The sequence below is a fragment of the Actinomadura sp. genome (assembly GCF_044508335.1).
Lineage (GTDB): Bacteria > Actinomycetota > Actinomycetes > Streptosporangiales > Streptosporangiaceae > Spirillospora.
This window is the reverse complement of record NZ_JBIQHY010000013.1, coordinates 28279-51494: the sequence shown is the minus strand read 5'-3', so window position 1 is coordinate 51494 and position 23216 is coordinate 28279. Positions and strand designations below refer to the sequence as shown.

The 23216-nt window shown below is 73.6% G+C and carries 26 protein-coding genes and 1 pseudogene; 17 read left to right on the top strand and 10 right to left on the bottom strand.

Annotated elements, in window-relative coordinates:
- Nucleotides 1-99 precede the first annotated feature (99 nt).
- From ACIWVC_RS07730 to ACIWVC_RS07715, 4 genes are all read left to right on the top strand, one after another.
- On the top strand, nucleotides 100-771 hold the full coding sequence (locus tag ACIWVC_RS07730; RefSeq protein ID WP_396446396.1) for an esterase/lipase family protein: 672 nt from the start codon (nucleotides 100-102) through the stop codon (nucleotides 769-771).
- A gap of 101 nt (nucleotides 772-872) precedes the next feature.
- Complete coding sequence (locus ACIWVC_RS07725; protein WP_396446397.1) at nucleotides 873-1703, top strand: N-acetylmuramoyl-L-alanine amidase; 831 nt, start codon at nucleotides 873-875, stop codon at nucleotides 1701-1703.
- A 107-nt stretch (nucleotides 1704-1810) separates the two neighbouring features.
- Nucleotides 1811-1933 (top strand): hypothetical protein, encoded by a 123-nt coding sequence (locus tag ACIWVC_RS07720; protein WP_396446398.1) that lies wholly within the window; start codon nucleotides 1811-1813, stop codon nucleotides 1931-1933.
- Between the two features lie 48 nt (nucleotides 1934-1981).
- Nucleotides 1982-2662, top strand: a complete 681-nt coding sequence (locus ACIWVC_RS07715) for a hypothetical protein (RefSeq protein WP_396446399.1) — start codon at nucleotides 1982-1984, stop codon at nucleotides 2660-2662.
- Here the strand turns inward: ACIWVC_RS07715 and ACIWVC_RS07710 are convergent.
- Nucleotides 2659-3405: pseudogene (locus ACIWVC_RS07710) on the bottom strand (alpha/beta fold hydrolase); the annotation flags it as partial. The gene ACIWVC_RS07715 and the pseudogene ACIWVC_RS07710 sit on opposite strands and share 4 nt — an antisense overlap.
- A gap of 37 nt (nucleotides 3406-3442) precedes the next feature.
- Between ACIWVC_RS07710 and ACIWVC_RS07705 the strand changes: the two are divergent.
- On the top strand, nucleotides 3443-3610 hold the full coding sequence (locus ACIWVC_RS07705) for a hypothetical protein (RefSeq protein ID WP_396446457.1): 168 nt from the start codon (nucleotides 3443-3445) through the stop codon (nucleotides 3608-3610).
- Nucleotides 3611-3730: 120 nt separating this feature from the next.
- Complete coding sequence (locus ACIWVC_RS07700; RefSeq protein WP_396446400.1) at nucleotides 3731-5389, top strand: catalase; 1659 nt, start codon at nucleotides 3731-3733, stop codon at nucleotides 5387-5389.
- Here the strand turns inward: ACIWVC_RS07700 and ACIWVC_RS07695 are convergent.
- The gene (locus ACIWVC_RS07695) at nucleotides 5386-5847 is read right to left on the bottom strand and encodes a hypothetical protein (RefSeq protein WP_396446401.1); all 462 of its coding nucleotides are present in this window, start codon (nucleotides 5845-5847) and stop codon (nucleotides 5386-5388) included. The two genes, ACIWVC_RS07700 and ACIWVC_RS07695, sit on opposite strands and share 4 nt — an antisense overlap.
- A gap of 169 nt (nucleotides 5848-6016) precedes the next feature.
- Entirely contained in the window at nucleotides 6017-7102 is a 1086-nt protein-coding gene (locus tag ACIWVC_RS07690) for a pyridoxal-phosphate dependent enzyme (protein WP_396446402.1), read from the bottom strand.
- An 88-nt stretch (nucleotides 7103-7190) separates the two neighbouring features.
- Between ACIWVC_RS07690 and ACIWVC_RS07685 the strand changes: the two genes are divergently transcribed.
- The 6 genes from ACIWVC_RS07685 to ACIWVC_RS07660 all read left to right on the top strand — a co-directional run bounded on the left by ACIWVC_RS07685 (nucleotide 7191) and on the right by ACIWVC_RS07660 (nucleotide 12247).
- Nucleotides 7191-8123, top strand: coding sequence for a LysR family transcriptional regulator (locus ACIWVC_RS07685; protein WP_396446403.1), 933 nt, complete (start codon nucleotides 7191-7193; stop codon nucleotides 8121-8123).
- A gap of 107 nt (nucleotides 8124-8230) precedes the next feature.
- A complete protein-coding gene (locus ACIWVC_RS07680; protein ID WP_396446404.1) occupies nucleotides 8231-8503 on the top strand; it encodes a hypothetical protein in 273 nt (90 codons plus the stop codon).
- A 23-nt stretch (nucleotides 8504-8526) separates the two neighbouring features.
- Nucleotides 8527-8670 carry a hypothetical protein gene (locus ACIWVC_RS07675; RefSeq protein ID WP_396446405.1) on the top strand — a complete coding sequence of 48 codons (144 nt, stop codon included), beginning with the start codon at nucleotides 8527-8529 and terminating at the stop codon, nucleotides 8668-8670.
- Nucleotides 8671-8719: 49 nt separating this feature from the next.
- Nucleotides 8720-9490 carry a MerR family transcriptional regulator gene (locus ACIWVC_RS07670; RefSeq protein WP_396446406.1) on the top strand — a complete coding sequence of 257 codons (771 nt, stop codon included), beginning with the start codon at nucleotides 8720-8722 and terminating at the stop codon, nucleotides 9488-9490.
- A gap of 18 nt (nucleotides 9491-9508) precedes the next feature.
- Complete coding sequence (locus ACIWVC_RS07665) at nucleotides 9509-11272, top strand: prolyl oligopeptidase family serine peptidase (protein WP_396453946.1); 1764 nt, start codon at nucleotides 9509-9511, stop codon at nucleotides 11270-11272.
- A 138-nt stretch (nucleotides 11273-11410) separates the two neighbouring features.
- Nucleotides 11411-12247: a hypothetical protein gene (locus ACIWVC_RS07660; RefSeq protein WP_396446409.1), complete on the top strand. Its 837-nt coding sequence runs from the start codon at nucleotides 11411-11413 to the stop codon at nucleotides 12245-12247.
- Nucleotides 12248-12274: 27 nt separating this feature from the next.
- Here ACIWVC_RS07660 and ACIWVC_RS07655 read toward each other — a convergent pair whose 3' ends face one another.
- The 3 genes from ACIWVC_RS07655 to ACIWVC_RS07645 all read right to left on the bottom strand — a co-directional run bounded on the left by ACIWVC_RS07655 (nucleotide 12275) and on the right by ACIWVC_RS07645 (nucleotide 15621).
- On the bottom strand, nucleotides 12275-12943 hold the full coding sequence (locus tag ACIWVC_RS07655; protein ID WP_396446410.1) for a TetR/AcrR family transcriptional regulator: 669 nt from the start codon (nucleotides 12941-12943) through the stop codon (nucleotides 12275-12277).
- A 115-nt stretch (nucleotides 12944-13058) separates the two neighbouring features.
- Nucleotides 13059-14123, bottom strand: coding sequence for an aspartate-semialdehyde dehydrogenase (locus ACIWVC_RS07650; RefSeq protein ID WP_396446411.1), 1065 nt, complete (start codon nucleotides 14121-14123; stop codon nucleotides 13059-13061).
- Nucleotides 14124-14346: 223 nt separating this feature from the next.
- Complete coding sequence (locus tag ACIWVC_RS07645) at nucleotides 14347-15621, bottom strand: aspartate kinase (protein WP_396446412.1); 1275 nt, start codon at nucleotides 15619-15621, stop codon at nucleotides 14347-14349.
- Between the two features lie 365 nt (nucleotides 15622-15986).
- On the opposite strand from ACIWVC_RS07645, the gene ACIWVC_RS07640 reads away from it, so the two are divergent.
- On the top strand, nucleotides 15987-16436 hold the full coding sequence (locus ACIWVC_RS07640) for an iron chaperone (protein ID WP_396446413.1): 450 nt from the start codon (nucleotides 15987-15989) through the stop codon (nucleotides 16434-16436).
- Between the two features lie 9 nt (nucleotides 16437-16445).
- Here ACIWVC_RS07640 and ACIWVC_RS07635 read toward each other — a convergent pair whose 3' ends face one another.
- Nucleotides 16446-19226, bottom strand: coding sequence for an ATP-binding protein (locus ACIWVC_RS07635; protein WP_396453944.1), 2781 nt, complete (start codon nucleotides 19224-19226; stop codon nucleotides 16446-16448).
- A gap of 115 nt (nucleotides 19227-19341) precedes the next feature.
- On the opposite strand from ACIWVC_RS07635, the gene ACIWVC_RS07630 reads away from it, so the two are divergent.
- The 3 genes from ACIWVC_RS07630 to ACIWVC_RS07620 all read left to right on the top strand — a co-directional run bounded on the left by ACIWVC_RS07630 (nucleotide 19342) and on the right by ACIWVC_RS07620 (nucleotide 20820).
- Nucleotides 19342-19800, top strand: coding sequence for a pyridoxamine 5'-phosphate oxidase family protein (locus ACIWVC_RS07630; protein WP_396446415.1), 459 nt, complete (start codon nucleotides 19342-19344; stop codon nucleotides 19798-19800).
- 116 nt (nucleotides 19801-19916) lie between these two features.
- Complete coding sequence (locus ACIWVC_RS07625) at nucleotides 19917-20279, top strand: hypothetical protein (RefSeq protein ID WP_396446416.1); 363 nt, start codon at nucleotides 19917-19919, stop codon at nucleotides 20277-20279.
- A 187-nt stretch (nucleotides 20280-20466) separates the two neighbouring features.
- On the top strand, nucleotides 20467-20820 hold the full coding sequence (locus ACIWVC_RS07620; RefSeq protein WP_396446417.1) for a hypothetical protein: 354 nt from the start codon (nucleotides 20467-20469) through the stop codon (nucleotides 20818-20820).
- A 36-nt stretch (nucleotides 20821-20856) separates the two neighbouring features.
- Here ACIWVC_RS07620 and ACIWVC_RS07615 read toward each other — a convergent pair whose 3' ends face one another.
- From ACIWVC_RS07615 to ACIWVC_RS07605, 3 genes are read right to left on the bottom strand one after another with little or no spacing between them, the layout of a single operon-like run.
- The gene (locus ACIWVC_RS07615) at nucleotides 20857-21426 is read right to left on the bottom strand and encodes a DUF5063 domain-containing protein (RefSeq protein WP_396446418.1); all 570 of its coding nucleotides are present in this window, start codon (nucleotides 21424-21426) and stop codon (nucleotides 20857-20859) included.
- Complete coding sequence (gene recR, locus ACIWVC_RS07610) at nucleotides 21419-22018, bottom strand: recombination mediator RecR (RefSeq protein WP_396446419.1); 600 nt, start codon at nucleotides 22016-22018, stop codon at nucleotides 21419-21421. Before recR ends, ACIWVC_RS07615 begins: the two co-directional genes overlap by 8 nt.
- Before the next feature lie 30 nt (nucleotides 22019-22048).
- Nucleotides 22049-22435, bottom strand: coding sequence for a YbaB/EbfC family nucleoid-associated protein (locus ACIWVC_RS07605; RefSeq protein WP_396446420.1), 387 nt, complete (start codon nucleotides 22433-22435; stop codon nucleotides 22049-22051).
- 195 nt (nucleotides 22436-22630) lie between these two features.
- Here ACIWVC_RS07605 and ACIWVC_RS07600 point away from each other — a divergent pair, with 195 nt between their 5' ends.
- The gene (locus ACIWVC_RS07600) at nucleotides 22631-23209 is read left to right on the top strand and encodes a sugar O-acetyltransferase (RefSeq protein ID WP_396446421.1); all 579 of its coding nucleotides are present in this window, start codon (nucleotides 22631-22633) and stop codon (nucleotides 23207-23209) included.
- Nucleotides 23210-23216: the final 7 nt, after the last annotated feature.

Here is a 23216-nt window from a genome sequence, read left to right as displayed (position 1 = left end):
TCCGCCGCCGCGGCGCAAGGCTGGTGATTTCGCCGATGCGCGCGAGGATCCGAGGGTTCACAGTTCAGGGCGTTGGTTCACCCCACCCCTGGAGGCTTCATGAAACGGATCCTCGGATCGCTGGTGGCGCTGTGCGCGGCGCTGGCGGCGTTCGGGCTCGGCCTGGCCCCGGCGAACGCCGCCGGACCGCGTCCCGTCGTCTTCGTGCACGGCTACACGGGCAGCGCGTCCAACTGGGTCACGGCCATGTCGGTGTTCCGCGCAGCCGGGTACAGCAGTGACCAGCTGTTCGCGTACGAGTACAACTCCTACGGCGACAACAGGCAGAACGCCGCCGGGCTCGCCTCGTTCGTGAACCAGGTGAAGTCGCGGACGGGTGCGTCCCAGGTGGACATCGTCAACCACTCCATGGGCGGCCTGGTCAGCCAGTACTACCTGAAGGTCCTGAACGGCAACCCCAACGTGGCGCACCTGGCGTCCATCGCGGGCGCCAACCACGGGACGACGTACGCGGCCGCGTGCACCATCTTCGAGACGTGCCGGCAGATGCTTCCCGGCTCGTCCTTCATCCTGCAGATCAGCGCGGGCGACGAGACGCCGGGGAACACCAAGTACGCGACCTGGTACTCGCCGTGCGACGGCATCATCATCCCCTACACCAGCACGCGCCTTAACGGCGCGAACAACCACTTCGTGGCCTGCCAGACCCACCTCGGCTACCTCGCGGACGTGGTGACCCTGGGCGCCATCGCCCAGTTCACCAAGAGCTGACCCCTCTGGCACTCCGGGCGGGACCTCCCCAGGTGTCCCGCCCGGAGGCATGGTTACGCTGAGTGCATACTGGCCGGCGGTCTTCGGGGGGAGGCGGGCTCGTGCGGGGGTTCGTGTGGGGTCGGGCGGCCGGAGCCGCACTGTGTCTCGGTCTGCTGGCGGCGTGCAGCGGGTCGTCCGGCGGGGGCGGGACGGAGACTCCATCGCCCGGCGGGACGGAGACCCCGGGCGGGACGGCGGCGTCCGCCCCGGGCGGGACGGCCGCCGGGGGCGCGTCCCCGGTGAAGGGCAAGGTGATCGTGCTCGATCCCGGCCACAACGGCGGCAACGCGTCCCATCCGGAGGAGATCAACAAGCAGGTCTTCGTCGGGAACGGCCACAAGCCGTGCAACACCACCGGCACCAGCACGCCCGATGGTTTCAGCGAGCACGCCTTCACCTGGGACCTGGCGAACCGGCTCGCGAAGGTGCTGCGGAACGAGGGCGCCGAGGTGACGCTGACGCGCGAGGACGACACCGGTGTCGGGCCGTGCGTCACCGAGCGGGCGGCGATCGCGAACCGGGCGGGGGCGGACGCGACCCTGTCGATCCACGCGGACGGCGCCGCCGCGTCCGGGCACGGCTTCCACGTGATCGTGCCGCTGCCCGTCGGGAAGAACAAGGGCATCGTGGACGACTCGCTGCGCCTCGGTCTCGCGATCCGCGACGCCTACCGCGCGGGGACGGGCATGCCGTTCGCCACCTACATCGGCAAGGACGGCCTCGACCGGCGCGACGACCTCGGCGGGCTGAACCTCTCCACGGTGCCCGCCGCGTTCATCGAGTGCGGCAACATGTCCAACCCCGAGGACGCGGCCAAGATGTCCAGCGCCTCGTTCCGGCAGCGCATGGCCGACTCGCTGGCGCAGGGGTTCCAGAACTACTTCCAGTGACGGGACACGATGGGGCGGGGCGCTGTTTGCCGTCCGCTGAGGTTAAGGGCGGAACGTCCGGCTACATGAGCGATCGACCGAGTACGCCGGACGAACGGACGATGACCATGGCCCGAAAACGGGGACACAGCGCGCCGCTCAACTGGGAACTGCTGCTGGGGCTGCTGGCGGCCGGGTTCATCCTCTACGTGTGGGTGTGGGCGGCCACGCAGGGCGGACCGCCCTGGTAAGGTCCGACCGGGTCGGGGGACGCACAGCATGACGAGGGCAGGCCGCCGATGGGATCCTCCGGCATTCCGGCCACGACGCTTCTCTACCTGTTCGCCGAGCTCTGGGCTCCCGCGAGCGACGGCCGCGACACCGATGCCGAACCCGTGCTCGGGGCGGTGGTCAAGGGCCTGGACACCGCGGCCAACCTGCTGAACGCGGGCATCTGGAACCTGTGGCGGCAGGGCTGGATCACCGTGGAGCAGCTGAGGCCCGCCGAGCCCATCCACACCCTCGTGCTCGGCGGCGCGTCATTCGTCAGGGCCGCCCCGCGCAAGGTGGAGAACAAGCCGGCCCCGCGCGGCCTGGAGGGCTTCCTGTGGCGGGCCATCTCCGACCACGCGGACGGCGAAGGCCGGCTGGAGGCGCTGGTGCGGCGGGGGTCCGGGGACGACCGGCACGGGCTGCGCTCGGCGCTGATCGGCACCGCCCTGAGCCGGCGCCGCCCGAGCTCGGCGGTGTTCGCGCTCTGCCGGGGCGACGCCGCCGACCGGGGGCTGATCGAGGTCAGGGGCCGGTGGCGCAAGCGGCTCGCGGTGCCCGACCTCGACGCCGTCCGGGCGCTGCGGCCCGAGTACGAGGAGGTGTCGGCGGCGCGGCGCGCCCACCTCGCCGAGCACGCCGAGTTCGACCACGCCGTCCTCGGCGACTGCTTCGCCGCGCTGATCGCCGCCCGCAGCTCCGCCTCCTAGCGGGCCATGAGGGCGCGCAGGGACGCGGCGATCTCCTCGGGGGCCTCCTCCGCCATGAAGTGGCCGCAGGTCACGGTGCCGTGGTCGAGGTCGTCGGCCCAGGCGCGCCACAGCGCGGCGGCGTCGTAGCCGAGGGCCGCGCCCCAGTCCTGCTGGAGGACGGTGACGGGCATCCGCAGCCGGTTGCCGGCGTCGCGGTCGGCGGTGTCGTGCTCGACGTCGGCGCCGGCTGACGCGCGGTAGTCGGCGACGATCGACGGGATCGCGTCGCGGCACGCGGACAGGTACGCGGCGCGCACGTCCGGCGGGATCGCGGACGGGTCGTTGCCCCACAGGTCGAGGAAGTGGCCGAAGAACGCGTCCGGGGCCCCGGCGATCAGCTGTTCGGGCAGGCCGGGCGGCTGCGCCATCAGGTAGAGGTGGAAGCCGACGGCGGCGGTGGCGCCGTGCATGACGTCCCACATGTCGAGGGTCGGCAGGACGTCGAGGCAGGCCAGGTGGGTGACGGCGCCGGGGTGGTCGAGCCCGGCGCGGAAGGCGACGAGGGCGCCGCGGTCGTGGCCGGCCAGCGCGAACCGCTCGTGGCCGAACGCCCGCGCCAGGGAGACCACGTCGGCGGCCATGACCCGCTTCGAGTAGCCGCCGCCCGGCTTGTCGCTGGCCCCGTATCCGCGGAGGTCGGGGCAGATGACGGTGTGGTCGGCGGCGAGGTCCTCGGCGACGTGCCGCCACATCAGGTGGGTCCCGCCCCGCGACCTGCTGTTCGAGGCCCTGTGGTGCTTGACCGCCCGCGCGGCCCTGGCCGTGGACGACCGCGAGACGATGCGGCGCGCCCGCGACGCGCTCGCCCCCGCCGCCGGTGAACTCGCCGGCGCGGGCAGCGGCCTCCTCACCCTCGGCCCCGTCTCCGGTCACCTCGACGAGCTGGCGGCCGCCCTCCGCGCGTGACGCGTCCGCCCCGGCCGTCCCGGTATGCGGTGCCACCGGCGAGGTTCTCCCGTTCCGGGCCGTTTACTTGCCCCTTTTCGGGTAGGGCCGCACCGGAAGCCGCGGAGAGGAGCAGGCGTCGTGACGGACGTTGCGAGCAAGGGACCGCAGCCGGGGGACGATCGTCCAGTCCTGACCAACCGGCAGGGGCACCCGGTCTACGACAACCAGAACCAGCGGACGGTGGGGTCGCGCGGCCCCGCCACGCTGGAGAACTACCAGTTCCTGGAGAAGATCAGCCACTTCGGCCGGGAGCGGATACCGGAACGGGTCGTGCACGCGCGCGGCACCACCTCGTACGGGTTCTTCGAGTCGTACGGGAAATGGGGCGACGAGCCCATCGGGACCTACACCCGCGCGAAGCTGTTCCAGGGCGGGGGGAAGCGCACCCCCATCGCGCTGCGCTTCTCCACCGTGATCGGCGGGCGGGACTCCTCGGAGACCGCGCGGGACCCGCGCGGATTCGCCATCAAGTTCTACACCGAGGACGGCAACTGGGACCTCGTCGGGAACAACCTGGCGGTGTTCTTCATCCGGGACGCCATCAAGTTCCCCGACGTCATCCACGCCCTCAAGCCGGACCCGGTGACGTTCCGGCAGGAGCCCGCACGGATCTTCGACTTCATGTCGCAGACGCCCGAGTCGATGCACATGCTCGTCAACGTGTTCAGCCCGCGCGGGATCCCGGCCGACTACCGGCACCAGCAGGGGTTCGGCGTGAACACCTACAAGTGGGTCAACGAGGCGGGCGAGACGAAGCTCGTCAAGTACCACTGGATGCCGAAGCAGGGCGTGCGGAGCATGACCGCGGAGGACGCCGCCGCCGTGCAGGCGAACGACCTGGGGCACGCCACGAAGGACCTCCGCGACGCCATCGAGCGCGGCGACTTCCCCGAATGGGAGCTGCTCGTCCAGATGATGGACGACCACGAGCATCCGGAGCTCGACTTCGACCCGCTCGACGACACCAAGGTGTGGCCGGAGAACGAGTTCCCCGCCAAGCCGGTCGGCCGGATCGTCCTCGACCGGACCGTCGACGACAACTTCGCGGAGAACGAGCAGATCTCGTTCGGCACCGGCGTCCTGGTCGACGGGCTCGACTTCTCCGACGACAAGATGCTCGTCGGGCGGACGTTCTCCTACAGCGACACCCAGCGCTACCGGGTCGGGCCGAACTACCTGCAGCTGCCCGTCAACCGCGCCAAGGGCGCCAACGTGCGGACGAACCAGCGCGACGGGCAGATGGCCTACCAGGTGGACGCCGCCGGCGAGAACCCGCACGTCAACTACGAGCCGTCCATCATGGGCGGGCTGCGCGAGGGCGAGTACCCGTCGCACGACGAGCAGGGCCCGGAGATCCGGGGCCGGTTGACGCGCAAGCGCATCGCGCGGACGAACGACTACAAGCAGGCCGGCCAGCGCTACTGCCTCATGGAGGACTGGGAGCGCGACGACCTCGTGCACAATTTCGTGGAGCTCATCTCCCAGTGCACCCGTCCCGTCCAGGAGCGGATGGTGTGGCATTTCCTGCTCGTCGAGGACGACCTCGGGCTGCGCGTCGGCGAGGGCCTCGGCATCTCGCCGGGCGACGTCGAGCACCTGGACCCGCTGCCCGGCCAGGACCTCACCGACGAGGACCGGCAGCGGCTGGCGAACCTCGGCAAGAACGGCCCGCGGGACGTCACCGGCCTGCAGATGACGCACTGCGTCCCGAACGAGAGGGCCGTCCAGAAGAGCTAGTCGCCGCTCAGCAGCGGGTGGAGGCGGCGCGCCACGGCCGGGCGCGCCGCCCGCCGGTGGGCGGCGACGGCCGCGCCGACGATCGCGCTCTCGGCGGTGAAGGCGGTCTCCATGACCGTGATGAACTCCGCCGTCGGCGGGTAGAGGCGGGCCGCGGCGCCGGCGGTCCGCCGGACGAGGACGCGGGCGCCGGTGCGCAGCGCCGACTCCAGGTGCCGGACGTCGTGCCCCGCGCACGCCTCGCTGGCGCCGAGCGCGCGGAACACCGGCAGCACGGCGCGCGGCTCGCGCGCCCCCGAGTAGACCGCGATGGCCTCCTGGACGAGGTTCGAGATCTCGCCGGGGCGCAGATGCGTGTAGGCGGGGACGCGGGCGGCGATCTCGCCGACCATCTCGGCGGAGATCTCGTCGACGCGGTCGGCGAGGAACCGCTGCAGATCGGGCTTCGTCCCTGTCACCGTGCGACCCCCTCGCGACTCGTTCCCAGCTCAGGCTGGGATTGTGGGCCGAGAGCAAAGCAATCCCGCGAGGACGCGGTAGGGGTATGTTACCGGCGCGTAGGCCGGATTCGCTCCTTGATCTCCGAAATGTCCTAAGTGAGGCGGCGGTCCATCGCGGGACGGCGGGTCAGCCGAGGAAGGGGTTGGCCGCCCGGCCCTCGGTGTTCAGCAGGACGATCGTCTCCGCGGCGAGGCCGGGGCGGTGGGCCAGGGCGGCGCGGACTCCGGCCAGCGAGGCGGCGCCGCAGGGGCCCGCGGACACGCCGAGGGCGGCGAGGTCCTCCGCGGCGCGGGCCGTGTCGGCGTCGGACACGGCGACGGCCGCGTCCAGGCCGCGGCGCAGGACGGGCCAGGCCAGGGTGGACGGGGTGGCGCAGTTGAGGCCCGCCATGGCGGTCGAGCCCGTCTCGACGGTCACTAGCTCGTCCCGGTGGAGGCTCGCCAGGACGCATGGCGCGGCGTCCGGTTCCACGGAGAGGACGGCCGGTCTGGCGGAGCCCGACCTGTAGTGGGTCACGGCCGCCTGGGCGAGCGAACCCACGCCGACCGGAACGGCCACCAGGCCCGCCGGGGCGGCGCCGGCCGCGGCCAGCTGCTCGTCGATCTCGGTGAAGAGGGTGGAGTAGCCCTCGACGATCCACTGGGGGACGCGCTCGTAGCCGGGCCATGCGGTGTCCTGCACGAGGAGGGCGCAGGGGTCGGCGGCCGCCGCGTCCGCCGCGAGGCGCACCGCTTCGTCGTACGGGCCCAGGACCTCGGTGAGGCCGGCGCCCTCCGCCTTGATCGCGGCCATGGCGGCGGGGTGCGCCCCGTACGGGACGTAGACGTCGGCCGGCAGGTCCAGGAGGCGGGCCATCGCGGCGACGGCGCGGCCGTGGTTGCCGTCCGTGGCGGTGACCAGCCGGACGGAACCCGCCTCGCGGAGCCGCCGCAGGGGGACGTCCGGCAGGCCGTGCCGCTCGCGGAGCGCCCGGTAGATCCCCCAGGAGGCGCCGAGGATCTTGAAGGCGGGCAGTCCGAGGCGGGACGACTCGTCCTTCACGAAGACGCGCCCGGCGCCCAGTTCGGCGGCCAGCGGCGGCATTTCGGCGAGCGGTGTCGGGGCGTATCCGGGGAGCGCGCGGTGGAAGGCGGGGACGTCGCGGGGCGCGGGCGGGCACGTCCATGCGCGGGCGGCGGCGCGGGCGAACCAGCGGGCGGGGGCGTTGGCCATGGCCGATACGCTTCCGCAGCCGCCTATGGTCGGTCCAGCGAATGTTTTCGAGCGATAATCATCAGTTCAGCCGACGAATGGGACGACCATGCTGGATCTGCACCGGCTCCGCCTGCTGCGCGAGCTGAAGCACCGCGGGACGCTCGCCGCCGTCGCCGAGGCCCTCTCCTACAGCCCGTCGTCGATCTCGCAGCAGCTGTCCGTCCTGGAGCGGGAGGCCGGGGTGCCGCTGCTGGAGCCGGCGGGGCGCCGGGTCCGGCTGACGCCGCAGGCGGAGATCCTCGTCGCGCACACCGAGGCGGTGCTGGAGCGCCTCGAACGCGCGGAGGCCGATCTCGCGGCGTCGCTGGAGGGCATCACCGGGGTGCTGCGGGTCGCCGCGTTCCAGACCGCCGCGCTCGCGCTCGTCCCGGACGCGCTCACCCGGCTGCGCGCCGCGCACCCGCGGCTGCGGATCGAGATCACCCAGCGGGAGCCGGAGAGCGCGCTGCCCGCGCTGCTCGCGCGGGACTTCGACCTCGTGATCACCGAGGAGTACCCGGGGGAGCCGGGGCCGCGCCCCGCCGGGATCGAGTACGCCGAGCTCGGCGAGGACGAGATACGGCTGGCGCTGCCGGGCGACGCGCCGCCGGGCGCCGGCCTGCGCGGTTCGGCGGGAGTCCCGTGGGTCATGGAGCCGGTGGGGACGGCGTCCCGGCAGTGGGCGGTGAGGCTGTGCCGCGCGGCCGGGTTCGAGCCGGACGTGCGGTTCGAGTCCACCGACCTGCTGCTCCACCTGCGGCTGGTGGAGCGCGGCCACGCCGCCGCGCTGCTGCCCGGCCTGGTGTGGGCGGGGCGCCCGCCGACGGTCCCGGTCGTCCGGCTGCCGGAGGAGGACCGGATCCGCCGGCTGTTCACCGCCTCCCGGCGGGGCGGCGGGGAGCATCCGGCCGTGCGCGCGTTCCGGGCGGCGCTCGCGGACGGGATCCGCGGTCCGGAGCCCGCCGGACCGGGGTCGGATAAGCCGCCGTATCAGGGATGACTCGGGCGCGGTTAGGGGTTTTCCCCTATGGCGGTTAATTCACCCGGCGGGCAGAGTCATATCCGGCAGCAGGGGAACGAGGCCCCTCCGCAGGAAGAAGGCACACGATGTCGAACACGCCGACCCTCACCTCGATGACGACCTCCGACCTGGCGGAGATCCTGTTCTGCAGCGGGCTGCAGCAGTCCGACCGCCCCTCCGCCGAGCGGGTCCGCGCGGCGATCGCCGACCGGATCGGCGCCTGCGGCGGGGACCGCACCGTCTGCCTCGCGCTCGTCGCGCAGGAGGCGGGCGACCACCCCGAGATCTACAGCACCCGGATGCGCTGGGCGCTCAGCACCGTGTCCGAGGCGTACCCGGAACTGGCCACCGCCGCCTGACACTCCGACAGGGAGATCTTTCGATGCGTTCACCGTTCACCGACCGGCGCGAGGACATCCTTCCCCGCACCCTCCGCGACCTGCTCGCCGTAGACCCGGCACCGGCGTCGAAGGAGCGGCGGCGCCGCCGACAACGCAGGATCAGGACCGCGCGGCGGGCCCCGTGACGGCCGGCGGAGCACGCGATCGGCTCCGCCCGCGAATATGCTGGCGCCCGTGAGCGAAGAGCCGACGGAGGGCGAAGAGCCGGCGGAGGACCGTCCCGGCGGCGGTGGCCGCGAGTACCGCATCGGCGAGCTCGCCTCGGCGGCCGGCGTCCCCGTCCGGACGCTGCGCTACTACCAGGAGCGCAAGCTGCTGCCGCCGCCCCGCCGCGAGGGGCGCATCGGCCTCTACTCCGAGGACCACCTCGCCCGCCTCCGCATGATCGGGAACCTGCTCGAACGCGGGCACACCCTGGAGGGCATCCGGGAACTGCTGGCGGCGTGGGAGCAGGGCCGCGACATCGAGGCCGTCCTCGGCGTGGAGAAGGCCGTGACGGCGCCGTGGTCGAACGAGGTCCCCGTCACGATGACGCTGGACGAGCTGGCGGCGCTGTTCCCCGGCGAGGTCGGCCCGGACGCGGTCGAGCGGGCCGTCGCGCTCGGCCACATCGAGGTCGACGGAGACCGCGTCACCCACTGGAGCCGCCGCCAGCTCGAGGCGACCGTGACGCTCGTCCGCGCCGGGGTGCCGCTCGACGCGGTGCTGTCGGCCGGGCAGGAGCTCCAGCGCAGCATGGACGACCTCGCCGCCATGTTCGTCCGGCTGATCACCACGCACGTCGTGAAGAGCATCGAGGACCACGACCTCGCCGAGCTGACCGACACGCTCGCCCGGCTGCGGCCCGGCGCGCAGGTCACGGTCGAGGCGGGGTTCGCGCGCGCCATGGACCGCCAGGTCCGCGCCGCGATCGACCAGCTGCTGGGCCGCCTCACCACCTCCTGAGGTCGGGATACTGGGGGCATGGTCGACGACGAGCGCTGGAAGGCGCGTTTCCGGGCCGCCCGGATGAGCCTGCCCCGATGGGCGCGTGACGCCCCGCACCGCAGCATCTACCGGTCGAACGCGACCGGGACGTGGGAGATCTACGCGTGGGACCGGGAGACCGGTGCGCAGCGGCAGATGACCGATCGCCCCAACGGAACGTGGATGGGCGCCATCGACCCGTCCGGCGAATGGGTGTGGTGGTTCGCGGACACCGACGGAGACGAGTTCGGCGTCTGGAACCGCGTCCCGTTCGAGGGGACGCAGAGCGAGCCCGCCGTTCCCGGGCTGGAGCCGTCCTATCCCTCGGGGCTGTCCCTGGGCCGCAGCGGGCTCGCCGTCGTCGGGCGGACGACCGAGCAGGGCAACACCATCCACCTGTGCCGCCCGGGGGCGGAGCCAGAGGTGCTCTACCACCACGCGGAGGACGCCCACGTCGCCGCCCTCTCGCGCGACGAGACCCTCATCGCGATCGGCCACAGCGAGCACGGCGACAGCCGGCACATGGCGCTGCGCGTGCTCCGCCCGGACGGGTCCACGGTCGCCGACCTGTGGGACGGCCCCGGCAAGGGCGTCTACGGCGCCGGGTTCTCCCCGGTCGACGGCGATCCGCGGCTGCTGGTCGACCATGAGCGGCGCGGCCGGGACGAGATGCTCATCTGGGATCCGGTCGCCGGGACCGAGCGCGAGATCGTCCTCGACCTGCCCGGAGAGATCGGCGCCGGCTGGTACCCGGACGGGACGGCCCTGCTGGTCTCCCACTCGCACGAGGCGCGCGACGAGCTGTACCGGTACGACCTCGGCTCCGGGCGGCTCACCAGGATCGACACGCCGCGCGGGGTGATCGGCGGCGCCGACGTCCGCCCGGACGGCACGGTCGAGTTCTCCTGGTCGTCGGCGGCCGAGCCGCCGGTGATCCGCTCCACGTCCGGCGAGGTCGTCCTCACCCCGCCGGGGCCCGCGGCGCCGCCGTCCGTCCCCGTGGAGGACGTGTGGGTGGACGGCCCCGGCGGCCGCATCCACGCGCTGGTCAGCAAGCCGGACGGAGACCGGCCCTACCCGGCCGTCTTCGACGTCCACGGCGGCCCCACGGCGCAGGACGACGACTCGTTCTCGCCGGCGGCCGCCGCGTGGGTCGACCACGGGTTCGCGGTCGTCCGCGTCAACTACCGCGGCTCCACCGGCTACGGCTCGCAGTGGCGGGACGCCATCGAGGGCCGCGTCGGGCTCACCGAGCTGGAGGACATCACGGCGGTCCGCGACTGGGCCGTCGAGTCGGGCCTCGCCGACCCGGACCGGCTCGTGCTCACGGGCGGCTCGTGGGGCGGCTTCCTCACCCTGCTCGGCATCGGCACGCGGCCGGACGACTGGAGCGTCGCCGTCGCCGCCGTTCCCGTCGCCGACTACGTCGCCGCGTACGAGGACGAGATGGAGGGCCTCCAGGCGTTCGACCGCTCGCTGTTCGGCGGCTCGCCCGACGAGGTCCCGGACCGCTACCGCGAGTCGTCCCCGATCACCTACGTCTCGCGGGTGCGGGCGCCCGTGCTGATCCTGGCCGGGGAGAACGACCCGCGCTGCCCCATCCGGCAGATCGAGAACTACCTCGGCCGGCTCGCCGAGCTGGGCCTTCCGCACGAGGTGTACCGGTACGACGCGGGCCACGGCTCCCTCGTCGTCGAGGAGCGGATCGCGCAGATGGCCGCGGAGATGAACTTCGCCCGCAAACATCTCGGCATGTCGTGATCTTTCCGGGGGACGGGCGGGACGGCCGCCCGCCCCCCGGTTTACAAGATCGGACCTCGGGCATGCACGGACCGGCCGCTGATCATGACGGCGCGGCCCACCCCCCGGTAATCGAAGATCACCGATGGGGGGAGCACGATGACACGCCCGCGGCACGCCCACGCGCACGTCCGGCACGCCTTCGCCGACCGAATACCGGGCCGGCGCCGCCCGGCCCGCCGCCTCACGGCGCTGGCGATGTCCCTGACCGTCGCCGCCACGACCCTCACCCCCGCCCCGGTACTCGCCGCCCCGCCCGCGCGCGGGGCCGTCCCCGACACGGCCGGGTCGAGCACACCGGCCCCGGACGAGATCTCGTCCGAGCCGAGCGGCGCACCGTCGCCGAAGACGCCGCCGGCTCCTCGTCCGGCATCGCCCAGCCCGTCGCCCGGCGGCACCCCCACTCGCGACGCCCTTCTGACCCCCGGCACGCCCGCACAGCAGGAAGGCACGCCGTCACCCGCTCCGCCGGATACCGGCGACGCGACGCTGACGTCGGCGCAGGACGTCCCGGAGAAGGGCTCCCTGCCCGAGTTGCCCGAGTCGCTGCGGCTGGAGCAGCGGTTCGCCGAGTACGTGCTGCGCGGCAACGGCATCCGGTGGCGTTCGACCGGGGGCTGCTCCGACCGGACGATCCGCACCTGCACCTCGTTCGAGGGCGTCCGCTGGGGGACGGTCAAGGGCCTGATCGGCTTCGCGAAGTCGAGCGGCTGCAAGGTCACCGTCACCGGCGGCACCGAGCGCGGCCACGCGCCCGGCACCTACAGCCACGCGAACGGCTACAAGCTCGACATCGCGCCAAGCCGGTGCGTAGACCGGGCGATCAAGCGCTACCCGGCCGCGGGCACGCGCGGCGACGGCGCCCGCCTCCACCGCGCACCGGACGGCACGGTGTTCGCCCGCGAGAAGGACCACTGGGACATCACCTTCCGCTGACCCCCGCGGCCGCCGGCCGGGCGGCGGTCAGCCGCGGACCTCGCGGATGATGCCGACCAGCTCGCGCGTCACCGACTTGAAGCCGGGCAGGCGGGACATCGACACCATGCGGTCGACGAGCGGGACCGTCCGCTCGACGAGGAGGTACGTCTTGCGGCAGCCGGGCGAGCTGTCGTGCACCCAGTACAGGACGATGCCCATCGAGTAGATCCACAGCAGCTCGGGCAGCTCCGCGCGGAACTCCTTGTCGATCTTCAGGTCGGAGCCTTCGACGACCTCGCGGTAGATCGCGACCGCCGACTCGCGGGCCGGGCCGGACTCGGCGCTGAACGGGTTGAGCGGGCTGGTCGGCTCGGCGGCGAACTTGAAGAACTTCCCGGCGAACTCGTGGTACGGGACCATCGTGTCGACGCGGGCCCGCAGCACGCCGAGCAGCCGGGGCGCGAACCCCGTCTCGGTGTCGAGGACGGCCCGGCAGGCGGCGACGTGCTCCTCCTGCAGCTCGTCGTAGTACGCCTGGATCAGCTCTTCCTTGGACCCGAAGTAGTAGTAGGCGTTGCCGACCGAGACGCCCGCCTCCTTGGCGATCGCCCGCATCGTCGTCGCCTCGTATCCGCGCTCCCGGAACAGGCGCAGCGCCGTCTCGACGATCACGGCCCGCGTCTGCTCGGACTTCACGGCCTTCGTCTCGGTCACGCATGCCACCCTAAAGCCCGCGCGCGGCGTCCCGCTCATGCCGCGGGCCCGGCCGCCGCGGCGCGGCCGCGTCCCGGCCGGGACGGCGGCGCGGGCGGCCGGGCGGGACGCGGGCTCAGCCGGCCTGCTCGGCGGCGATCAGCTCGGCCGTCTGCGCGGTGTTGAGCGCGGAGCCCTTGCGCAGGTTGTCCCCGGACAGGAACAGGTCGAGGGCCCGCGGGTCGTCGAGCGAGCGCCGGACGCGGCCCGCCCACGTGGGGTCGGTGCCGGCGACGTCCGCGGGCGTCGGGAACTCGTGCGTTCCCGGGCTGTCGCACAGGACCACGCCGGGCGAGCGGGCGAGGACCTCCTGCGCCTCCCGCTGGTCGGTGCGCTCCTCGAACACGGCGTGCACGGCCATCGAATGCCCGGTGACCACGGGGACGCGGACGCAGGTCGCCGCGACCTTCAGCCCGGGGAGGCCCAGGACGCGGCGGGTCTCGTCGCGCAGGCCGATCTCGTCGGAGGTCCAGCCGCCGTGCTCGTGCGTCCCCGTCCACGGGACGACGTTCAGCGCGAGCGGCGCCGGGAACGGCCCGAGGTCGCCGACGGCGCCGCGGACGTCGCCGGCGCGGTTGCCGAGCGCCCGGTCGCCGCCGACCTTCTCCAGCTGCGCGTGCAGGGTGTCGACGCCGCGCCGGCCCTCACCGGACGCCGCCTGGTAGGACGCGACCACCAGCTCCCGCAGCCCGTACCGCGCGTGCAGCGCGCCGATCGCCACGATCATCGACAGCGTCGCGCACCCGGGGCCCGCGACGATGCCCCTCGGCCGGTCCCGCACCCGCTCGGGGTTCACCTCGGGGACGACGAGCGGGACGTCGCGGAAGGCCCGGAACGCCCGCGACCCGTCGACCGCCACGGCGCCGTGCCGGACCGCGACCGGCGCCCATTCGGCGGCCACCCCGGCCGGGACGGCGAACACCGCGATGTCGACGCCCTCGAAGACCTCCGGGGCGAGCGCCCGCACCTCCTCCCGCCGGCCGCGCACCCGGAGGCTCCGCCCCGCGGAGCGGCGCGAGCCGATCAGGCGGATCTCCCCGTACACGTTGCGGCGGGTGGACAGCAGGTCGAGCAGCACGGCCCCGACCGCTCCGGTCGCACCGACGACGGCGAGGGTCGGCGATTCGGAGGCGGAACCCATCGTCGCACGCACATTTTCAGAACTACCGCCGTCCCCGCGCGGTTCCCGAAACCCCCCCATCACCCGCGAACACCCACATACCGGCACCCGCGCGGCGGGCGGGCCGGACGCGAAGGGCCGCGCATAGACCGCGCACGAAGGGCCGCGCATGAAAGACCGCGCCGATGCGAAGGGCCGCGCCGCGCCCGGCGGGTCGCCGGGGCGGCGCGGCCCGCGCGGAGGGTCAGCGGCCGGTGCCGCCGTAGACGACGGCCTCGACCTGCTCGGCGTCGAGGTCGAAGGCGTGGTGCGCGGCGGCGACCGCGGTGTCGATGTCGTCCTGGGCGACGACGACCGAGATCCGGATCTCCGAGGTGGAGATCATCTCGATGTTCACCCCGGCGTCGGCGATCGCGCTGAACAGCTTGGCGGTGACGCCCGGGTGGGAGCGCATCCCGGCGCCGATCAGCGACACCTTGCCGATCCGGTCGTCGTAGCGCAGCGACTCGAAGCCGATGCGGTCCTTCAGCTTGTTCAGCGCGGTCAGCGCGCTCTGCCCGTCGGTGGCCGGCAGCGTGAACGAGATGTCGGTCCGCCCGGTGGACGCCGCCGACACGTTCTGCACGATCATGTCGATGTTGATCTCGGCCTCGGACAGCACCGAGAAGATCGCGGCGGCCTCACCGACCTTGTCGGGCACCCCGACCACGGTGATCTTGGCTTCGCTCCGGTCGTGCGCGACACCGGAGATGATCGCCTGCTCCATGTCCTGTCCTTCGATCTCGCTGCTGTCGACGACCCACGTGCCCTCCTTCTGACTGAACGAGGACCGCACATGGATCGGGATGTTGTAGCGGCGCGCGTACTCCACGCAGCGCAGGTGCAGGATCTTCGCGCCGCTCGCCGCCATCTCCAGCATCTCCTCGTAGGAGATCTTCGGGATCTTGCGGGCGGCGGGCACGATGCGCGGGTCGGCGGTGAAGACGCCGTCGACGTCGGAGTAGATCTCGCAGACGTCGGCGTCCAGCGCGGCGGCGAGCGCGACCGCGGTCGTGTCGGAGCCGCCGCGGCCGAGCGTGGTGATGTCCTTGGTGCCCTGCGAGACGCCCTGGAAGCCGGCCACGATGCAGATCGAGCCCTCGTCCAGCGCGGTCCTTATCCGGCCCGGCGTCACGTCGATGATCTTGGCTTTCCCGTGCGATCCGTCGGTGATCACACCCGCCTGGGAGCCGGTGAACGAGCGGGCCTCGTGGCCCAGGTTGGCGATGGCCATGGCCAGCAGCGCCATGGAGATGCGCTCACCCGCGGTGAGCAGCATGTCCAGCTCGCGGCCCGGTGGCAGGGGGCTGACCTGCTTGGCCATGTCGATGAGATCATCCGTCGTGTCGCCCATCGCGGACACGACGACGACCACGTCGTTGCCCGCCTTCTTCGTTGCGACGATGCGCTGGGCGACCCGCTTGACGCCGTCGGCGTCGGCGACGGAGGAGCCACCGTACTTCTGCACGACAAGAGCCACGAGTGGGCGCTCCTCGGATCGGGGTCAGGCGTTCCGGACGACGAGTCTACAGAGGCCGCGCCACTGGATTACGACCAGGTAAAGCTACCGCGCCGTCCGCTCCGGCCCGCCGGTCCGCGCCCGGAGGCCGGCCGGCCGGGATCGTCGCCGGCGAAGAGACGGCCGAGTGAGGCCGGGGTGAAGGCCGGGGTGAAGGCCGCCCTGGCGGGCAGGCCCTCCTGACGCGGCACCGACCCGGCGTCCGTGGACGTTTCCGTGGTGAGCACGGAGGCGGCCCGGACGCCGGCCGGGGGAGGCTGTGACCACGGCGATCGGCCCGGCGGGACGGTCCGGGCCGATCATGGACGACGACCACGGGAGTGACCATGGCGGACAAGAGCGGCACGTACGAGGGGTTCACGGCCGAGGAGCGGGCCGCGATGAAGGAGCACGCCCAGGAGCGGAAGAAGGCGGCGCGCCGCGCCTCGCAGGCCGAGAAGGCGGCGGAGGCCGCGCGGGACGTGGTCGCGAAGATCGCCGAGATGGAGGGCTCGGACCGGGTCATGGCCGAGCGCGTCCACGAGATCGTCACCGTGAACGCCCCGGCCCTCGCGCCGCGGCTCTGGTACGGGATGCCCGCCTACGCGCTGGACGGCAAGGTCGTCTGCTTCTTCCAGAGCGCGGCGAAGTTCAAGGCGCGGTACGCCACGCTCGGGTTCAACGACGCGGCGAAGCTGGACGACGGCCCGATGTGGGCGACCGCGTTCGCCCTGACCGAGGTGACGCCCGAGGTGGAGAAGCGCATCGCCGAGCTGGTGAAGCGGGCGGTGGGCTGACCGCGGGCGCTACCGGGCGGGCGCGAGCCCGAGCCGGGCGAGGGCGGCCCGCCCGGCGGCGGCGTGCTCGCCGCCGGCGAGGACCAGCGTGCGCGCCGCCTGGTAGCGGCAGCCGGCCGCGTCGAACGCGGCGGCGGTGCCGAGCAGCCGCGGCAGGTCGCCGTCGAGCAGCGCCTCCGCCCGGTCGACCTGTGCGGAGGCGACCGGGTTGCCGGCGACCCGGGCGCGGGCGGCGGCGATGCGGTCGCGGGCGTCGGGGCGCCCGGCGAGCACCGCCGTCTCCGCGCGCAGCGCCGTGTACCAGTGCAGCCAGACCCAGCAGACCCACTTCCACACCCGGTCCGGCGGCGGGGCGACGCGCTCCAGCGCCGCGTCCGCGTCGCCGCGGTGGAGCAGGACCATGGCGTCGAAGACCGCGCCGTAGCCGAGGCGGTGGTCCGCTTCCGGGCCGGACTCGCCGACGATCGCGAGCCAGTCCGCGCGGGCCTCGTCGTCGCCGCGCAACCCGTGGATCATCGCGACGGACGCGGCGGCCGGGCCGGACGACCGCGACCGCAGGCGCCCGCTGTGCTCCCACGCGTCCAGGAACCGCACGCTGGTGGCGAGCACCTCTTCGGCGCGGCCGCTGAACGCGTCCGCGATGAGCAGCCAGGACGTGGCGTGGTGGCCGGCCTCGGCGAGCAGCGGATGGCCGGCGAGCCGCCCGCCCCACCGGCGAGCCTCCGGCAGCTCGCCCACGCCGACGGCGGTTCCGGCGGCCATGGCGAGGGCGTCCATCAGTTCGTGCGTGCGGGCGGGGGTGCGCGGCCCGGCGGACAGCAGTTCGAGGCGGCGCCGCGCGGCGGCCGCGGCGGCGAAGCCGTCGCCGGCCCAGCTCTGCGCGCCGGACAGCGCGTCCAGCGCGGCCGACTCCGCCTCCGGGTCGCCGGCGCGCCGGGCGGCTTCGACCGCGCGCCGGGCGGCTTCGACGGTCTCCTGCGCGGGGTTGTCCGGGTCGCCCTGGACGGCGCCGAACGCGTCCGCGACCACCGCCGCCTCGGCGAGCGCGACCGCCGCCTCGGCGGCGGGGGCGCCGCCGGCCAGCTTCCGGGCCTCCGCCAGCATGGCGGTCACCTCGTCCACCGGCGGGGTCTGCGCGAACGAGCTGGAGAAGCGGTACGCGACGGTCGCCGCGAACGCCAGGTCGCGGCCGGCGCCGGCGGTGTCCCCGGCCCGGCGGGCGGCCTCCGCGGCGGCGCGGAGCAGGCGGAACATGTCGCCGTCGAGGCTGCGGCACCCGGCCACGGCGGCCGCCTGCCGCAGCGCCTCGGGGGCGGCGGACGCGTCGGCGAGCCCGGCCGCCTGCTCGAACCGCTGCTGCGCCTCGCCGAGCAGGTTGCGGGCGAAGGCCAGCTCCGCCATGGCCGAGGCGAGCCGGTGCGCGTCCGCGCGGTGCTCCGGCTGCTCGGCGGCCCAGGCGAGGGCGGCCCGCATGTCCTCGGCGACGGCGTCGAAACGGGCCCGCCAGTCCGCGCCTTCGGCGCCGGTGAGGGCGGCGGCGCCGGCCAGGCACCAGCCGAGGTGCCGGGACCGGACGCCGGCCAGTTCTCCGGCGCCGGCGAGCCGCTCCGTCCCGTACTGGCGGATGGTCTCCAGCGCGTGGTACCGGGTGCCGGTCTCGGACGGCGTCACGGCGAGCAGGCTCTGCTCGGCGAGCCCGCCGAGCCCGTCGACGACCGCGGCGGGGTCGAGCGGCGCGAACCCGGCGACCTCGGCGGCCGCCTCCGCGGTGAACGGCGCGACGAACACCGAGGTGCGGCGCAGCAGCGCCTGCTCGTGCGGCTCCAGCAGGTCGTGGCTCCAGTCCAGCACGGCCCGCACGGAGCGGTGCCGGTCGTCGGCGCGGGGCCCGCCGGTGAGGATGCGCAGCTGGTCGGAGAGGCCGGCGGTGAGGCCGTCCAGCCCGAGCGTGGACCACCGCGCCGCCGCCAGCTCGATCGCCAGCGCCATCCCGCCGAGCCGCTCGCAGACGGCGACGACGCCCTCGCTCACCGCCGGGCCGAGCGGCCGCCCGACCGCCGCCGCCCGGTCCATGAACAGGGCCACCGCCTCCGACTCCTCCCCGCCCTCCCGGGACAGCGGCGGGACGGGGAAGATCCGCTCGAACGGCACCAGCAGCCGCGCCCGGCTCGTGACCAGCACCCGGAGCCGCGGGCAGGCCGCCAGCAGCCGCTCCAGGAACGGCGCCACCCCGTCGCGGACGTGCTCGCAGTTGTCCAGGACGAGCAGCGCCCGGCGGTCCGCGAGCGCGGCCGGCACCGCGTCGTCGATGCCGCGCCCGGGCTGCTCGCCCACGCCGGCGGCCGCCGCGACGGCCGCGCCCACCCGCCCCGGTTCGGTGACGGGGACGAGGTCGACGAACCAGACGCCGTCCGCGAAGTCGCGGGCCACGTCCTCCGCGACCGCGAGCGCCAGCCGCGTCTTGCCCACCCCGCCCGGCCCGGACACGGTCACCAGCCGGTGCTCCCGCACCGCGGCGGCCAGCTCCCGGCGCTCCCGCGCCCGGCCGATGAACGCCGTCAACGGCGCCGGCAGCGCGGGGGCCGCCGGCTCGGCGCGGGCGGACTCGGCCGCGTGCCGGGCGAGCGCCCGCCGGTCCGGCAACTGCAGCTTGCGCAGCAGCGAGGACACGTGCGACTCGACGGTGCGGACGGAGATGACGAGGCGCGCGGCGATCTCCGCGTTGCTGAGGTGCTCGCCGACCAGCGCGAGCACTTCGGCTTCCCGGGCGGAGATCTCTGAGCTGGACACCGACTCATTATCCGTAGCGGTCTCCGTGCCCGGCACGGAGGCGGCCCGCCCGCCGGCCGGGACACGCTGGGACGGCGGCGATCAGCCGCATCGGCCCAGCCATCAAGGAGTGACCATGACCGGTCCCGCCGAGCCGCGCCCCCGGGCGCGGCGCCGCCGCGACACCGAGCACCGTCTCGCCCACGACGTCGACGTCTGGGTGGCCAGCGCGTCGCCGGACGGCGCGCCGTACCTGGTGCCGCTGTCCTTCGACTGGGACGGCGAGGCCCTCCTCGCCGCCACCCCGGCGGACAGCCCGACCGGCCGGAACCTGGCCGCCACCCGGACCGCCCGGCTCGCGCTCGGCGGCACCCGCGACGTGTGCATGATCGACGGCGACGTCGAGGTCGTCGAGCCGGCCGCGCTGCCGCGGGAACGGGCCGACCTGTTCGCCGAGCGCACCGGCTTCGACCCCCGCACGCTCGACGCGCCGTACCGCTGGTTCCGCATCACTCCGCGCCGGATCCAGGCATGGCGCGAGGTGAACGAGATCCCCGGCCGGGACCTGATGCGCGACGGCCGGTGGCTCGTCTGACGCCCCCGGATCACCACAAAATGTGATTCACTCCTCACCATCCCGAACACTTGAGCCGAAACGCTCGTCCTAATGCTTCGACAGCGTTGAGATTCGCACCCCCGAAGAGGAGCACCATGGCCGATTCCGTCAAGCTGCAGGTGACCGGTACCCCCGATCAGGTCCGCCCGTTCCTGGAGCAGGTGCTCCAGGCCGAGGGGTTCCGCTTCACCTGGGAGAACCCCGGCGACTGCATCATCGAGAAGGGCAGCCGCACCAAGGCGCTCCTCCTCGGGGCGTTCGCCACGCACTACAAGTACCGCATCCTGCTGCACCCGCAGCAGGACGGCACCCTCATCGTCGACGCCGGCCTGGCCACCACCGGCCTGTCCGGCGGCGCCATCGGCGTCGCCAAGGTCCGCAAGAAGCTGGACGAGGTCGGCCGCGTCCTGAGCGACGCCTTCCAGAACGCCGGCACCCTGCTGAGCCGCGTGGCCTGACCTGTCCCGCGGCCCGACGAACCGGACGGGGCCGCCGCTCACCGAACCTCCGCGGCGCGGCGCGCGCGGCCTCTTCCGGACGGCTCACCCGGCACACGGATCGTCTCAGCGGACCACCTGAAAGCGGGGCAAAGCGTCTACGTATCGGCAGGGGTCGGCGGGGTGCCGCGGTTCGTCTCGTCCACCGGTGATCCGTTGCGTCCGCGACCCCGCCATGGCGCGGTGCGCCGCGGGGCCGGAGCTGATGGGAGAGCTGATGGGCGCGTTCGACGAGCTGCCGAGGGTCCGCCGGGGGCCGCTGCATTCGCTGTACGCGGCGCTGCGGCGCCGGGCCCCGCAGGTGTCCGCGGCGCGTCCGGAGGACGACGTGCTGCACGTCGCGTACCGGGGGCGGACGGCCCAGGTCGTCTGGGACGACGACCTCGGCGTGTTCGCGTGGGCCTCCGCGGACGGCGGGCGGATCGGCCCGGACGTCGACAAGGCCACCGAGGCGGTCGCCTCGGCGCTGGAGGCGCCGGTCAGCCCCGCCACATGCGGTTAGACCGTCGCGCGTGCGGCTACGCCGTCGCGGGTCCGCTTAGGCCGTGGCGACTTCCGCGGCCGCCTCCGTGGCGGCTTCGGGGGCGACGTCCAGGCGGGCGTTCGCGACGAAGGCGTGCAGGGCGCGCAGCGCGGCGCCGGCGTGGTTGCCCCAGTGGTTGAAGTAGGAGTACTGCCACCACCAGAGTGCCTCCAGGGGGCGGCCCTGGTTGTAGTGGCGGAGCCCGTGCACGAGGTCGCTGGCGACGTCGACGAGGTCGTCCGACAGGCGGTACGCCGTGGGCTCGGTGTCCTTGTACGGGTCGAAGACCTCGACGTACTCGTCCAGGGCGACGAGCCGCTCGGACAGGCCCTGCCGCACGGAGTCGAGGTCGGGGTCGTCGCCGACCTCCGGCTCCCAGTTGTCCGGGAGGATGACGTCGGCGCTGGCGCCGAGCTGCGCGCCGGCCAGGATGACCTGCGACACTTCGAGGAGGAGCAGCGGGATCGTGTGCGTCCCGCCGTCGCCGCGGGCGACCGCCTCCAGTCCGTCCAGGTAGTTGTCGACGTGGCACGCCACGCGCTCGGCGAGGGCGTTCCAGTCCTGCGGGCTGTTGGTGTCAGACATCGAGCAGCCTCCGTCCTTCGAATGCGCGGCCCAGCGTCACCTCGTCTGCGTACTCGAGGTCGCCACCCACCGGCAGGCCGCTGGCCAGACGGGTGACGGTGATGCCCATGGGCTTGACGAGCCGGGCGAGGTACGTCGCGGTCGCCTCGCCCTCCAGGTTGGGGTCGGTGGCGAGGATCAGCTCGGTGACCGTCCCGTCCGCGAGCCGCCGCATCAGCTCGCGGATGCGCAGGTCGTCCGGGCCGACGCCCTCGATCGGGCTGATCGCGCCGCCGAGGACGTGGTAGGTGCCGCGGAACTCGCGGGTCTTCTCGATCGCGACGACGTCCTTGGACTCCTCCACGACGCAGATGACGTGGGGGTCGCGGCGGGCGTCCCGGCAGATCCGGCACTCCTCTTCCTCGGCGACGTTCCCGCACGTCTTGCAGAAGCGGACCTTGTCCTTGACCTCCTTGAGCGCCTTGGCGAGCCGTTCGACGTCGGCCGGGTCGGCGGCGAGCAGGTGGAAGGCGATCCGCTGCGCGCTCTTGGGGCCGACGCCGGGCAGCCTGCCCAGCTCGTCGATGAGGTTCTGGACCACCCCTTCGTACAACGGACCCCTCCTTTCCCAGATCGTCCGCGCTCAGGCGCCCTGGCCGCCGCCGAGGCCGGGGAAGCCGCCGGGCAGGTCGCCGCCGCCCGGCAGCCCGCCGAGGCCCTGGGCGAGCGGCCCCATCTTCTCCTGCTGCAGTTCCTGCGCCTCGCGGGCGGCGTCCCGGATCGCGGCGAGGACGAGGTCGGCGATGGTCTCCGCCGTGTCGGCCGGATCGCCGGGGTCGATCGCCTCCGGGTCGATCGACAGGCCGACCACCTCGCCCTGCCCGTTGACCGTCGCGGTGACGAGCCCGCCGCCGGCGGTGCCCTTCACCTCGGCCTCCGCGAGCTCGCGCTGCGCGTTGAAGAGCTGCTCCTGCATGGCCTGCGCCTGCTGCAGCAGCTCCTGCATGTTGAGCTGACCACCGGGTTCCACGGTGCACTCCCTCTTCCGGCCCCCGAGGGCCTGCTCTCTGGCGCTCCGCCAGCCGCCGGACGTCGTCCCCCGAGACTACGGGTTCGCGCCATGATGCGGTAAGTACGCCGGTCATGATCTTGGCGGGCGCGGCGCCGCGCGCGGCCCGGGTCGAACAGCGGGGTCCGCACCCGTTTCCTGGGTAGATCGTGATCGATGAGTGATTTCTTCGCCGGGGATCCCCGCGGCAACCGCGAGCGGATGCTCGCCGGTGACCTGTACATCGCCGACGACCCGGAGCTGGAGGCGGCGTCCAAGCGCGCCATCGCCCTGGCCCATCGATACGGGGAGGTCTACGTCACCGACCAGGACGCCGCCCGCGCCGTCCTGGAGGAGCTGCTCGGGTCGATCGCTCCGGACGCCCATATCCGTCCGCCGCTGTACGTCGACTACGGCACCCACATCACCGTCGGGCCGGGCACGTTCGCCAACTACGGGCTCACCGCCCTGGACGCGGCGCCCATCACGATCGGCGCCGACGTGCAGATCGGCCCTCATGTGCAGCTGCTCACGCCGACGCACCCACTCGACCCCGGGCAGCGCCGCGCGAAGCTGGAGGCCGCCGAACCGATCGTGATCGGCGACAACGTCTGGCTGGGCGGCGGCGCCATCGTGCTCCCCGGCGTGACAATCGGCGCCAACAGCGTCATCGGCGCCGGCTCGGTCGTGACGAAGGACGTCCCGCCGGACGTGGTCGCCGTGGGCAACCCGGCCAAGGTGATCCGCTCCCTGTGAACGGCCG